This is a genomic window from Niastella sp. sgz303648, assembly GCF_059587045.1.
On record NZ_JCAPSW010000002.1, the window covers coordinates 936,297 to 949,864 of the forward strand.

Here is a 13,568-nt window from a genome sequence, read left to right on the forward strand (position 1 = left end):
GACTTCATTTTTCAAAAACATAAAAACGATTGCTATGCATTTTCTTGGTGTAACCGACTGGATATTCGTAGGCCTGTACTTAGCCGTTATTGCTGCGATTTCTATCTGGTCTATTCGTCGTAAAAAAGATTCACCGCAGGATTATTTCCTGGCCAACCGTAACCTCGGATGGTTTGTGATCGGTGCTTCGATATTAGCCTCGAACGTAGGCTCGGAACACGTAGTAGGACTGGCAGGTACAGCCGCCAATTCGGGGCTGGTAATGGGACATTACGAGCTGCATTCGTGGATCATTCTGATTCTCGGCTGGGTATTTGTTCCTTTTTATATGCGCAGCATGGTGTATACGATGCCCGAATTTTTGGAAAGGCGTTATAACAGCCAGTCGCGTATGCTGCTGTCGATTATTCAGTTGCTCAGTTACATCATTGCAAAAGTATCGGTAACCATATATGCCGGAGCATTGGTAGTGACCTCGTTTTTGGGAGTTGATTTCTGGACGGGGGCTATCGTATTGGTAATTATAACGGGTATATATACCGTATTGGGTGGTTTGCATGCGGTTATGTATACCGAAACACTGCAGGCCATTATTTTAATTGTAGGATCGCTGACCCTGATGCTGGTGGGGTTACACAAGGTAGGAGGCTGGGATGCGCTTGTATCGTCGCTTCCAAAAGAAAGGCTGAACATGTTTCCGCCTTTATCTGATCCCAATTTTCCCTGGCTTGGGATTTTGTTTGCTTCGCCTATTGTAGGATTATGGTACTGGTGTACCGACCAGCACATTGTACAACGGTGTTTAGCCGGCCGCGATGAGAAGCAGGCACGCCGCGGAACTATTTTTGCCGCCTACCTGAAACTGTTTCCTTTTTTCATATTCATGATTCCCGGTATCATTGCCTACACCCTGGCAAAGCAGGGTAAAATAGTATTGCCCAATGGCGATCAGGCTTTTCCAACACTGGTAAAAGAATTGATGCCGGTGGGTTTGCGTGGTGTACTCGCAGGCGGCTTGCTGGCTGCTCTGATGAGTTCGCTGGCTGCTGTATATAATGCCTGTTCCACACTGTTTACGATGGACATTTACAAAAAGTATCGTCCACAGGCATCCAACCACCAATTGGTGAAAGTAGGTCGCATAGCAACCGGCATTGCCGTAATACTGGGTATGATCTGGATACCGATCATGAAAGGCATTTCGGGCGTATTGTATCAGTATTTGCAAAGTGTGCAATCGTACCTGGCGCCGCCCATTGCCGCAGTGTTTTTATTGGGAGTATTCTCAAAACGCATCAATGCAAAAGGGGCCTATACCGCGATGGTAGTAGGATTTATCATTGGCATGGTACGTATTATTCTGGAATTGAACAGAGAGCACCTGAGCGGATTTTTATACAGTTTTGCCACACTGAATTTCCTGTACTTCTGTATTAGTTTGTTTATATTTTCCATTGTACTGATGGTGGTGATCAGTTTATTGAGCGAACCGCCATCTGAAGCCCAGTTAAAAGGATTAACCTTTGCAACTACAGTAGCTGAAGATAAAAAGACTTCGCGTGCAAGCTGGACTTCAATGGATGTAATTCTTTCGTTGTTGGTACTGGTATTTATTATTGCTGCTTTCCTGTATTTTTCACCATATGGTATAGCGGGATAGCGTCCTGAACGGTCCTGAGCGTAGTCGAAGGATCGAAGGGCGCATTCTGAGCGAAGTCGAAGAATGCGAAGTCGAAGAACAACATAAAACATGATAAGCGTGCCATGGCTTTCTTCAATGAAAGCTGTGGCACGTTTGTTTTATTTATGTTTTGCAATAATTATACAAACGTAAGAAGCATATTTGCCGGCATCGCATTTTACAAACCCGATTCCTACATCGGTTAATGATGCATCCCAATCTTCAATGCCCAGCAAATGATTCCTGTGACCAAAAGAGGGGTCGTCTGCATCAATGATCAGGTTATTAATTGCCTCGTTACCATCTGTAGCGCCGGCTGAAAGCGATTCAAAAAAATTATCGGCTTTGTTTTTTGTCCAGTCAGGATCAAGTTTATAACCACTTTTTTGAATGTAGTAATTGATACCATAGCCATCGGGATCAACATGGTTGAAGTAATTGCGGCGGGCCATGTCGAGGGCTTTGGTTTCGGCAACTTTTGCCAGTGTATCATTCCAGTGTAACGGCTTTTTGGTGATCGTCAACTTTGCATTCAGGTGCAAAGTTTTGTAGTAGTTCTCAGGATTACTTCTTATGGCATTCAGCAGCGTAAACGCCTGCTTCGCCTCTTCCTTTACAACAAATGGATTGTTGTTATAAAAGAATGAAAGTAATAATATGAGAGCTGGTACCATATAAGAAATCAGTTTCATAAGATGTACGGTGTGAATAGTAATATAAGAAAAGCTGCCCGCTTTTGCAATAGCCTTTGGGTACAATTAATAGTTAATTAAACAGAGGCAAGCTGATTTTTACAGATTCTTCTGAAGAGTAGTTGGATTTGAAAAGTAAAATGGAAAGCAATTGTTAGCGTAAACACTAACCAGTCAATGCCTTAGAAAGAAGAATGCCGGTCAGGCAATTTATTGCTGGTGATACAGGCCTTCTTCGCCGGTGGCCAGTGATTGTATGGTAATATCGTTATTACTGCCCAGCAAATCGCCCGAGGTCATAACAATAACTGCTACCGGAACCTGGCTGCGGAGGATGGTATCGCCATCGATGCTGTATTTTTTATTGTCGAACTGAAGCTTATCGCCAATTCGGTAGCCTTCGCCATAAAGCCACTGGTGGCCTTTTATGTGTTCGGGACTTAATGTTGTACAGCTTAGTAAAAATGAAGTGGAAAGAGTTGTTAGAATGGTAAGTGTTTTCATAAGCATAGGCATTAACCAAAAAAATACAAGCAAGAACCGGGCCGTTCGGTTAATGGTGCATAATTTTTTACAGGTACTGAGCGAAAGAGTCCTGAGCGAAGTCGAAGGACCTCCGCAAGATCCTGAGCGTAGTCGAAGGATAGCCCAATAGCTATCGGAAGGTCGAAGAATTGCCTGTTGCCAATTGTCTATTGCCTATTGCTCTTTGGCTATTGCCTTTTCTTCTTCCCATAGCTCAGGTGCTTGAGCAGGCGGGCGGCTTCACAGTCGGTGATAAGGGTTTGCAAGCGGCTTTGCTGAGTAGCTTCCTGTTTGGCGGTCATGATCCAGCGGGTGGCAACTTTTTGATAGGAGGGGGGCTGCGATTGAAAATAAGCCCATGCCTTTTTATTGGCCTTAAAAGTTTTTTCATACGGCTTGCTCAGGGAAACCGGTTCATTTTCATAAGAGTATACCCGCGACTTTTTTTCTGACCGTTTCTTAAATGCTTCCAGTCCGGCCGGGTACATTAATCCCTGCCTGGTCAGGTCTTCTATCTTTTTAATATTTATCGCGCTCCATATGCTGGTTGGTTTACGGGGGGTAAACCTGATCATATAGCTTTCAGCGTCGATTGATTTTCGAACGCCGTCGATCCACCCAAAACAAAGGGCTTCATCGACCGACTGCGGCCAGGTGATGGTTGGTTTGCCGGTGCCGGATTTATAAAAACCCACTATCAGTTCCTTTTCTTTCAAATGATTTTTTTCGAACCATTTGCGCAATTGTTTCGGACTGGTAAAAAAGATCGGTTCCATAGCTTTTTTTATTCTGAAACTATTTCGGGTTAGTGACTAAAAGTAATACTTGTTAGGAAAACAAAAATACAAAGAGCTTCATTAGTGTGTATGCAATACCCTTGTGTTTATAACTATTTAGGATAAGTGGTTTTATGCATTTAGCAAATTGGGGCTGTGATCTTCTTTCAATACGATAATTATTGTATTTACTTTTCACGTTCTTATTAAAACCTCCAATATCTGTTGCATATGAAAAACATATACTCGAAGCGTTTTTTAACTCCTGTTTTTATTTTCATTCTTTTAATATTAAGCAGTAAAATCAATGCCCAGAATCAAATTACAGTAAGCGGCGCTGGTACCAGTGCTGTTAATGGCACCTACACTTATGCGGGAACGTTAAATAGTAAACCCTATTATACCATGGGTAGCTACACGCTTGGATATCAGAATGGTGAATGGGAGATTTGGGCCAATTCAAATCCCTCCTGGGATCTATATGTTAATTTTGGTACTTCACCGGTTGGAGGTACCTGGTACAATGATTTTGGCAGTAATCCTCGCCCAACTGTTTCAAATTTAGTTGCCTTTACCAACGGCTCATCCTATACCGCACCGGCAGCAGCTGCCAATACCACCAATAATCCCATTGGCCGTTTTTTATTAGATCCCGGAGCAACAGGTTCTAATTTAACTGCTGCTACAGTTCAGTTTGCCGGTACAGGTTCCGGTATAAGTGCTGTAAAATTGTGGAGCTCTGCCGATGCTGCATTCAGCAGCGCCAGTGATGTGCAATTGAGTTCAAAAACGTATGGTTCATCTGTTACATTTAACAGTTTCAGTTCTGCTATGGCCCTCACCGGTACCTATTATTTTATAACCGTTGATCTGAATGCGGGTGCAAGCGGTAACCTAACCCCCACCATTGCTAATGCTTCTGCATTTACGGTATCATCGGCTTCGGTATCTACATCTTTTACCAATGCAGGGCTATCAACCGGTGCAGTAACCCTGCCATTGCAGTTAACATCATTCAATGCACAGTCGAAAGAGCAGTCGGTTATCATTAACTGGTCAACCGCCCGCGAAGAGAACCTTACCGGTTTTGAAATAGAGCGATCGGTTGATGCGGTACAGTGGAGTAAAATTGCTTTTATTACCAACGATGCCAACAGTACAACTGCAATAAAACAATATTCTTTTACTGATAATGCGCCGGTTACAGGCCACTCATATTACCGGTTGAAAACGGTTGAAGCCGACGGCCGCTTTACGTATTCAAAACAACTGATCATTATCAGAAATGGTCAACAGGCTTCTTTGCAAAATTTTCCCAATCCGTTTACAACGTTTACTACTATAACATTTCAGTTGCCGGTTAAAAGTGTTGCTACTGTAAAGGTATACAACAACCTGGGCGTTGCTGTAAGCACCCCAATAAATAAGCAACTCGATGCAGGAAATTACAGCGTTTCATTCGATGGTTCGTTGTTGCCGGCAGGCGTATATTTTTATACGTTGCATTATGGAAATGAAAATTTATCGGGAACGATGCTGATCAGAAAATAAATATGCAATAGGAGAATTAACAGGATAGGTAACAAAAACGTCGGCGTTCCGGTATCGGAGCGCCTGATGTTTTTATGAGGGTCATTATTTTACAATGCCAATAAAAGGTCAGTAACAAAAATAAACGAGGGGTTCTGAGAATCGCTTGAACAACTACCTGTCTCCATCGGGTACACGAATAAAAAGAGGCTGCATCATAAATACAGCCTCTTTGAATTTTTATAGAATCTGTTTTCAGTTGCGTTATTTTTTCACGCTTTTTTCAACTTCTAATTTAATCGGTGCTTCATCGAGTTCGAAATACCACTTTGCGTTTTCGTTCTTCACAAAAAGCTTCAGTAAAAGTCCGGTTTTATCTGCCATATCCGTTCCATTAACAGATATCGACTTGTCTTTATCATTAAACGTCCAGTTGCTTTTTTTGAATTGAAGTGCTTTTTGAGGCGAATCGATTGCAAACACACCGTCGGCTTTAAAGTGAAACTGCGTTTGCATGAACATGGTTTCAATTTTCTTAATGGTTTCGGGTGAAATATCACCGGCTTTATCTGAAACAAACACTTTGGTTACATTCCAGTCGCCCGGGAAATCGTTTTGCGTTTGCGCCCCGCTGCGCGTAGCTGTTACCATAAAAAACAGTAACGGCAATAATTTAAATAGTTTCATAGCATTGAACTTGTAGTACATACGGTAATAATAATTCAGGCTTTGTTCCGGTAGCCTTTTACCCTTCTGATCTATAAGCCAAAATACACAATATCCGGCTTTTATGCAACCATCAAACCCTTGCAGGGCCCGGCATTTTTGAAAATTTTCACATTTGCCCTAAGAGTTTTATGGCTTCAGTTATTGGGGTAAACCCGTGTTTAAACGCATTAATAGTCGCACAAATTTTGCTGCGGGTTGCATATGTTAATGGTTTCTTTTGATGCCACATTATTGACAACCGCCACCAACAACCTGGTCTACAGTGCCTTTAAACTGTAACGCAAAATCTTTTTTTTGCTCGCCCAATATATTTTTTACAAAGATAATAGCTGCATAGTTACGGCATTTGTCAATATATGGCCATGTGCCAAATAAACCGGGGCAGCTTATAACCGTGCTTTTGCCACTGGCGTCTTCTTCCTGTATCCATTCGCCCAGTCCGTAATGATAGCCTTCGGCCAGTTTAGGAGTGAATTTCACCGGCAGATTGGTGAATTGAGGTTTCTGCATTTCTTCAATGGCTTTTTCGCTCAGAATGCGTTTACCTTCGAACATGCCTTTGTTAAGGATCATCGACAAAAAGTTGATATAGTCGTTGGCCGTGCTGCGCGCCCCACCCGAAGGATTAGGGGCATTGCCACCTTCATCAACAAACGTAGTGGCACGCATTTTCAGCGGACGTAATAATTTTTCAACGATGATGCGGTCGAACGTTTTTTTGGTAATCACTTCCAGCACACGTGCTGCAATATTCAATCCTATAGTTCCGTAATGAAATTCGGTACCTGCATTATTCGAAATTTCTTTGGCGGCATAGGCATTCACTTCTTCTTCGAGGGTAGCATATTTTTTCCGTTGCACTATTTTGAGCAGGTTGCCTTTGTCGTTTTCGATGCCGGTTGTATGGGTCAGGCATTGCCTGATGCTCACGTAACTTTTCATGTAGCTGTTAAAAATGGGAATGTATTTGGCAACGGGATCATCTAACGAAATTTTGCCTTCATCAACGAACATCATAACCAGGGCCGCTGTTAACCATTTGCTGCTGCTGGCGATGGGAGCCTGGGTTTTGGCAGTGAAATTACCCAGTTCTTTCTGATGAATTATTTTTCCATCTTTATAAATAAGCGCTACTACATCGTTGCCCAGTAGCTTTTGATTTTTCTGTAACAGGGCATCTGCTTCACTAAAATCAGATTGCGCAAAGGAAAACTGAAAGAATAACAGAAATGCACAAAAAAGACTGCTGATGAGACAGATAGGGTTAGTTTTTAATGACATAAATGCATGAATTTTGGCCTGGATTGTGATTTGTTAGGTATTATCAACTTATTTGAAACAATGTTACCGGCTCGAATGCGGAATGACTTTTTTACGATTAGAAATTAGAAAAGGTTGGTAAACTACTTATAAAATCTGAAACAAAAGAAGCGTAAAGCATCTCAGGCCGTTAACGATTTGCAAAATTGGACAAATAAAATTTCAACATTATCAATTATCAAATTATTAATACGCTATGAACTTAGGAAATTTTACCATAAAGGCTGCAGAGGCTTTTCAACAGGCACAGCAATTAGCGTTTAATTCCCAAAATCCGAATATTGAAACGGAGCATATTCTGAAAGCCCTGCTCGACCAGGAAGATTCACCCGTTGAATACTTGTTAAAGAAAAATAATGTGACGGTGAACCTGCTCGAAAACAAGCTGCAGGAATCGATCAATAAATTGCCTAAAACAAGCGGCGATGCTGCTCAAATGGTGAGCAGGGAAGCCAACAACGTGATATTACGGGCAGGGGCTGTTTTAAAACAATTCGGCGACGAATTTATTACCCCCGAACATTTGCTGCTGGCCATTGTGCAGGGCAGTGACTCAACCGCCCGTTTGCTGAAAGAAGCCGGCCTGAGCGAAAAAGGCCTGGTGGCTGCCATTAAAGAATTGCGCAAAGGCGAAACCGTTAATTCACAAACCCAGCAAACCCAGTTCAATGCGTTGAATAAATATGCCCGTAATCTGAACGAACTGGCCCGTCAGGGTAAGCTCGATCCGGTTATAGGACGTGATGAAGAAATACGCAGAACCTTACATATACTATCGCGCCGTACCAAGAACAATCCTATTCTGGTAGGTGAACCGGGTGTTGGTAAAACCGCCATTGCCGAAGGCATTGCCCATCGTATTGTAAATGGAGATGTTCCCGAAAACCTGAAAACAAAAGTGATTTATGCGCTCGACATGGGACAACTGATTGCCGGAGCAAAATATAAAGGCGAGTTTGAAGAAAGATTGAAAGGCGTAGTAAAGGAAGTTACCGACAGCAACGGCGAAATCATTTTGTTTATCGATGAAATACATACGCTTGTTGGGGCCGGTGGTGGCGAAGGCGCTATGGATGCAGCCAATATTTTAAAGCCTGCTCTGGCGCGTGGCGAATTGCGGGCAGTAGGCGCCACTACCTTAAACGAATACCAGAAGTTTTTTGAAAAAGATAAAGCATTGGAACGCCGGTTTCAGAAAGTAATGATAGATGAACCGTCGGTTGAAGATGCCATATCCATTTTACGTGGATTGAAAGACCGTTACGAAACGCACCATCATGTACGAATTAAAGATGAGGCCATTATTGCGGCTGTGGAATTATCGGGCCGGTATATAACCGACAGATTTTTGCCCGATAAAGCGATTGATCTGATTGATGAGGCTGCCGCAAAGCTGCGTTTGGAAATGAATAGTATGCCCGAAGAGCTGGATCATCTCGAAAGACAGATCCGCCAGTTGGAAATTGAAAGGGAGGCGATCAAACGTGAGAATGATGAAGACAAGTTAAAAGCGCTGAATACCGAAATCGCCAACCTGAGTGTTGAAAGGGATACATTGAAAGCAAAATGGCAGGAAGAAAAAGAACTGGTTGAAAAAGTACAGGATGCAAAAGCACAGGTTGAGCAGTTAAAATTACAGGCCGAGCAGGCTGAGCGTAACGGTGATTATGGTACAGTGGCAGAAATAAGATATGGCAAAATCAAGGAGCAGGAGAAGTTGATCAATGAGTATTCGCAACAGCTGAATGCCATTAGTGAAAACAAGCGGTTGATGAAGGAAGAAGTAGATGCTGAAGATATTGCCGAAACCGTGGCCAAAACCACCGGTATTCCGGTAAGCCGCATGTTGCAGAGTGATAAAGAAAAATTGCTGCATCTCGAAGAAAGGTTGCATGAACGGGTGGTAGGGCAGGATGAAGCAATTACAGCGGTGGCAGATGCTATTCGAAGAAGTCGTGCAGGGTTACATGATCCTAAAAAGCCGATCGGTTCATTTATCTTTTTAGGTACAACCGGTGTAGGTAAAACAGAATTGGCAAAAGCACTGGCCGAATACCTGTTTGATGATGAGAGCATGATGACGCGTATTGACATGAGCGAATACCAGGAAAAGCATACCGTAAGCCGTTTGGTAGGTGCCCCTCCGGGATATGTGGGATATGAAGAAGGTGGCCAGCTTACCGAAGCCGTTCGTCGCAAACCCTACAGTGTTGTACTGCTCGATGAAATTGAAAAAGCCCACCCTGATGTATGGAACGTGCTGTTGCAGGTGCTGGATGATGGCCGTTTAACCGATGCCAAAGGCCGGATAGTGAACTTTAAGAATACCATCATTATTATGACCAGCAACATTGGTAGTGAGCTGATACAGGAAGCATTTGAAGGTGTAACGGAACAAAATGTTGAAGCAGCTACGGGGCGGGCAAGGGTTGAAGTGATGAATTTACTGCGACAGACCATCAGGCCTGAGTTTTTGAACAGGGTAGATGAGATCATAATGTTTCAGCCGCTGTTGAAAAAGCAGATCATGGATATTGTGCAGATACAGTTGAACAACCTGAAAAGGCTGGTAGTCGAAAACGGCATTGACCTGCAATTCAGCAACTATGCACTGGAATACCTGGCCGAGCAGGGCTACGACCCCCAGTTCGGGGCGCGGCCATTGAAGCGGTTGATTCAGAAAGAGATCATTAACCCGTTGAGTAAAAGGATTTTGGCCGGTGATATTGATAGAAGCAATCCCGTTATGGTAGATGTATTTGATGGGGTAGTGGTGTTCAGAAATGAAACACCGGAGCGGGTGAAATAGCCCCGTCCTTCAGGGCAGGGGTGAGGGTGATAAATAGCGGAGGAGAAAAGAATGGTTAAAAGATTGAAATGAACGAGGTATTGAAACTTTATATAAAGTAAATTGTTATGTATCTAAACCTTTCGGGTCGAATTGCTTTGTTGTTGTATGTTGGGTTAACCCGACCGGTTTAGTGTGAACGTGCAAATTAATCGTATAACCAGGCCACTCTGCTACCCCGGAGTGGCTTTTTTTATAGTACCCGTTGGCGGTTGTAAAGGTTTTTTGCCAACCTAATTCTGTGAGCATGAAAAAATTATAATAATCAGGGAGCAATTATGAATACAAAAAACGATAAAAACAAAGAGATTATACCAACAAAAAACTTATGGACCGGTAACCCCGGTGCACCGGTGAACCTGGTTTTTTATGGTGATTATGAAAGTGAGGAGTGCGCCAAAGTACACCGGGTAATTCAAAAAATTCTGGAAACCCATGGGCGGAAGATCAGGTTCAATTACCGGCATTTTCCGTTGACCCAAATTCACCAGCATTCGCATAAAGCGGCCGAAGCGGCTGTTGCAGCGGCCCAGGAAGGAAAATTCTGGGAAATGCACAATTTATTATACGCTCATCACCGCCGGCTGGGTACTATTAGTTTACGCGAATATGCCCGGGAGGCAGGAGTAACAAGCAAAAACTTATTGCCCGACCTGGTTGAAAGCAAGTATGGGTGGACGGTGAGGACCGATTTACTGGAGGGGCTCGAAAAGGGAGTTCGCAATGTGCCAACTGTATTTATCAACGACCGGGTTTATCATGGCCGGCTTAGTCAGCCCGAGCTTACCAAAGCCATTGAAGAAGAATGTCATAGCGGAAAGCGTAAGCGGGCGTAGTTCAAAGCGGAGTAGCGCAAAACAAGCAGCCGGCATTATTCGCTGAAATTAAGTGACCCTTTGCCTGAGCTTTAGACCGCCTGCGGCAAAGTTTCGGCAGCGGAGAGGGCCCCGGGCCATCAGACAAGTTGTAGTACCAGATTATATACTGGTGAAGTTAGAGGTGTTGTTTTCACAGCACCTCTTGTTTTTATATAACAGTAATGTGTAGATGAATTTATGTAGCCCCAAAATGGCCTTAAATCGGTAAAAAATGCCTTTTAAAAGGGTCATTTCAAAAAAAAATTTAGTTTTTTTTTGAAAAAAATGCTGTTTAAAAAAACAAATTTTAATTACCAAAAAACGATATAGCATTATGTAAAACACAGTATGTGTACAAAATATTCATTTTTATAAGCTAAATATTCATATTTATTTATAAGAAAATCAAAAAAATAAAACATTATTATTTTGTTTAATGTTTTTTCGCCGGGCTCAAAATGCCCAAGGTACAGGATGGTTGTTTGGTTTAACCGATTAAAAAAAGAAACTTTGTTGTGTTAATTTGTAATTAAAAAATTAGTGTTTTGTGAAATTGGATTGTGTTCCTGATTTTTCTCATCCGTCATAACGATTGCCTGATCATAATACGAGCTCCCCGAAACGGGGAGCTTTTTTATTTTATAAGGCCGCGAAAGCCAGAATAGTTCGGAAGACCGAAAGTCCGAAAGAAATATACATTGCCGGAGTGCTTCTTTCCGACTTCCCGGCTTTCGGACTTTACTGACTTAAAAGAAAGGCAGTGTAGAAACACCGCCCTGGAATGAATGAATGATTGCTTGCCATATGAAAAACAGCAGTTACGGGTGGATTCGAACCACCGTAAAAGGTTTTGCTAACCTCCGCCTCGCCACCTCGGCCACGTAACTCGTATTAAATGCAGAACGCTTAATGCAGAACGCTTAATGCTTAACGCTAAGTCCAGGCTCATCATCTCTCACTCACTACTTACCGAAATACACCCATCTCAAATACCAGTTTCTTATATTCTGGAAATACCAGGTAAATACACCCACCGAAGCCGGTATTAACAATATGCTGTACCACCAGCTTGAATAAACTATCATTAAACCAATCGTAACAGTTAACAACCGTAAAAATTCAAGGTATACAACCCATTGCTTTTGCTCCATAATGGCTCCGCAGTTGATCAATGTAAGCAACAGGGCAATAGTGATCAGCACTTGTTGATGTACCGGCAGATAACGTTCAAAAAGAATGAATACAAACAATAAAGCAATGCTCAATACAATCTGCCACACCACATATCTGTTCAGGGGTTTATCAACCGGTATATCGTTCTTTTGAACCAGCAGCCGTTCTTCGGCCTGTTCCCGGTATACCGGGTTTACCCGGTCGGGTTTGCCAAACAGTAACCGTAATTTTTGGGTAAAACCGATGGTATTACGGGCGGCATAAATCAGTTCGGCGATAAAGTGAAAATGCTGCCACAAAAAGCTATAGCTCTTCAGCGGATGCGTTAATCCGTATTGAATGGTTACATCATCTTCTTCTTTCTGAAAAGTGCCAAACAGTTTATCCCATATAATGAATACATCGCCATAGTTTTTATCGAGGTATTGTTCGTTGGCTGCATGGTGAACGCGATGGTGCGAAGGCGTTACCAGTATGTATTCAAGAATACCCAGTTTGCCTATGAGCCGCGTATGAATGAAGAACGGGTACAAACCATGTACCAGCAAAATACCGGTGATCATAGATGCCGGAAACCCAATAATAGGAAGTACTGCCCAGAAACCCGTTCGCACAAAAGCCTGAAATACGGTGATGCGTGCCGATACGGTATAATTAAAATCCTCGCTTTGATGATGCACTACATGAACCGCCCAAAACAAATTGATTTCATGCGCCAGCCGGTGGTACCAGTACCACAAAAAATCGGTGCATAACAATAAAACTATCCACAACAATATCCCGGGTTGTATATGAAAAATGCCGAATTTTTTTTGCAGGTAATCATATATATAATAAAACATACCGGTTACCCATACATCCAGTAAACGTTCGGCAACTCCTACGCTTATGTTTGCAATGGAATGATGTAAATTAAAATAGGGTAGCTTTTTTTGCCGGGCAATAAAAAACTCCAGCGCCATAAATACAACAAAAAAGGGTACTGCCAACGCCAGCAGGTTTACTTTCATAACCGGTAAAAATTGGTGCGGAAAATTGGTTTAATGTTTGGGTTCCAGATGAATTACCTGATATTGTGATGCATCTGTTATGCGAATCTTTTTTTGTTTGAATGCAGGATGTTCAATGACCAGATTAACCGGCAGATCCTGCCAGGTTGAAATGGTAAAAACACCTTTACGATTGGTAAGCGCTTCTTCTTCACCGGATATTATATAGATATAGGCATTTTCGATGAATTGGCCGTTGCTGTTATTTTTTATTGTTCCCTCAATAGTGTTTGGCCGGGCCGGAAATATCTCTGAGGTGTTAAAAATCAATACCGGTAATGCAATAAGCCAGCTATTGTGCCAGGTGCGATTCATACTTCGATATTTAATGGTTGAAAAAATGCATAAGACCTGCTTTGCAGGTTTTCAACATCGTGCTTTTGAGTAA

At 42.5% G+C, this 13,568-nt stretch carries 11 protein-coding genes and 1 tRNA gene; 4 read left to right on the plus strand and 8 right to left on the minus strand.

Going from position 1 to position 13,568, the window contains the following annotated elements; all coding sequences use genetic code 11:
- The first annotated feature begins 34 nt into the window (after positions 1-34).
- The gene (locus tag AC59IL_RS08340) at positions 35-1,660 is read left to right on the plus strand and encodes a sodium:solute symporter (RefSeq protein WP_496551647.1); all 1,626 of its coding nucleotides are present in this window, start codon (positions 35-37) and stop codon (positions 1,658-1,660) included.
- A 140-nt stretch (positions 1,661-1,800) separates the two neighbouring features.
- On the opposite strand, the gene AC59IL_RS08345 is transcribed toward AC59IL_RS08340, so the two are convergent.
- The 3 genes from AC59IL_RS08345 to AC59IL_RS08355 all read right to left on the minus strand — a co-directional run bounded on the left by AC59IL_RS08345 (position 1,801) and on the right by AC59IL_RS08355 (position 3,674).
- A complete protein-coding gene (locus AC59IL_RS08345) occupies positions 1,801-2,355 on the minus strand; it encodes a CAP domain-containing protein (protein WP_496551648.1) in 555 nt (184 codons plus the stop codon).
- 228 nt (positions 2,356-2,583) lie between these two features.
- Positions 2,584-2,877 (minus strand): hypothetical protein, encoded by a 294-nt coding sequence (locus AC59IL_RS08350; RefSeq protein ID WP_496551649.1) that lies wholly within the window; start codon positions 2,875-2,877, stop codon positions 2,584-2,586.
- Positions 2,878-3,086: 209 nt separating this feature from the next.
- The gene (locus AC59IL_RS08355) at positions 3,087-3,674 is read right to left on the minus strand and encodes a YdeI/OmpD-associated family protein (RefSeq protein ID WP_496551650.1); all 588 of its coding nucleotides are present in this window, start codon (positions 3,672-3,674) and stop codon (positions 3,087-3,089) included.
- A 231-nt stretch (positions 3,675-3,905) separates the two neighbouring features.
- On the opposite strand from AC59IL_RS08355, the gene AC59IL_RS08360 reads away from it, so the two are divergent.
- On the plus strand, positions 3,906-5,225 hold the full coding sequence (locus AC59IL_RS08360) for a T9SS type A sorting domain-containing protein (protein ID WP_496551651.1): 1,320 nt from the start codon (positions 3,906-3,908) through the stop codon (positions 5,223-5,225).
- A 243-nt stretch (positions 5,226-5,468) separates the two neighbouring features.
- Here the strand turns inward: AC59IL_RS08360 and AC59IL_RS08365 are convergent, their stop codons facing one another.
- Positions 5,469-5,891, minus strand: a complete 423-nt coding sequence (locus AC59IL_RS08365) for a hypothetical protein (RefSeq protein ID WP_496551652.1) — start codon at positions 5,889-5,891, stop codon at positions 5,469-5,471.
- A gap of 270 nt (positions 5,892-6,161) precedes the next feature.
- Entirely contained in the window at positions 6,162-7,214 is a 1,053-nt protein-coding gene (locus tag AC59IL_RS08370; RefSeq protein WP_496551653.1) for a serine hydrolase domain-containing protein, read from the minus strand.
- Positions 7,215-7,449: 235 nt separating this feature from the next.
- On the opposite strand from AC59IL_RS08370, the gene clpB reads away from it, so the two are divergent.
- Both clpB and AC59IL_RS08380 read left to right on the plus strand, forming a co-directional pair.
- Positions 7,450-10,062: an ATP-dependent chaperone ClpB gene (clpB, locus tag AC59IL_RS08375; RefSeq protein ID WP_496551654.1), complete on the plus strand. Its 2,613-nt coding sequence runs from the start codon at positions 7,450-7,452 to the stop codon at positions 10,060-10,062.
- Between the two features lie 317 nt (positions 10,063-10,379).
- Positions 10,380-10,937: a DsbA family protein gene (locus AC59IL_RS08380; protein ID WP_496551655.1), complete on the plus strand. Its 558-nt coding sequence runs from the start codon at positions 10,380-10,382 to the stop codon at positions 10,935-10,937.
- 836 nt (positions 10,938-11,773) lie between these two features.
- On the opposite strand, the gene AC59IL_RS08385 is transcribed toward AC59IL_RS08380, so the two are convergent.
- The 3 genes from AC59IL_RS08385 to AC59IL_RS08395 form a co-directional block, all read right to left on the minus strand.
- Positions 11,774-11,845 (minus strand) — tRNA-Cys (locus tag AC59IL_RS08385).
- A gap of 75 nt (positions 11,846-11,920) precedes the next feature.
- Positions 11,921-13,141, minus strand: a complete 1,221-nt coding sequence (locus AC59IL_RS08390; RefSeq protein ID WP_496551656.1) for a sterol desaturase family protein — start codon at positions 13,139-13,141, stop codon at positions 11,921-11,923.
- Positions 13,142-13,171: 30 nt separating this feature from the next.
- Entirely contained in the window at positions 13,172-13,495 is a 324-nt protein-coding gene (locus AC59IL_RS08395; RefSeq protein WP_496551657.1) for a carboxypeptidase-like regulatory domain-containing protein, read from the minus strand.
- Between the last annotated feature and the right edge of the window lie 73 nt (positions 13,496-13,568).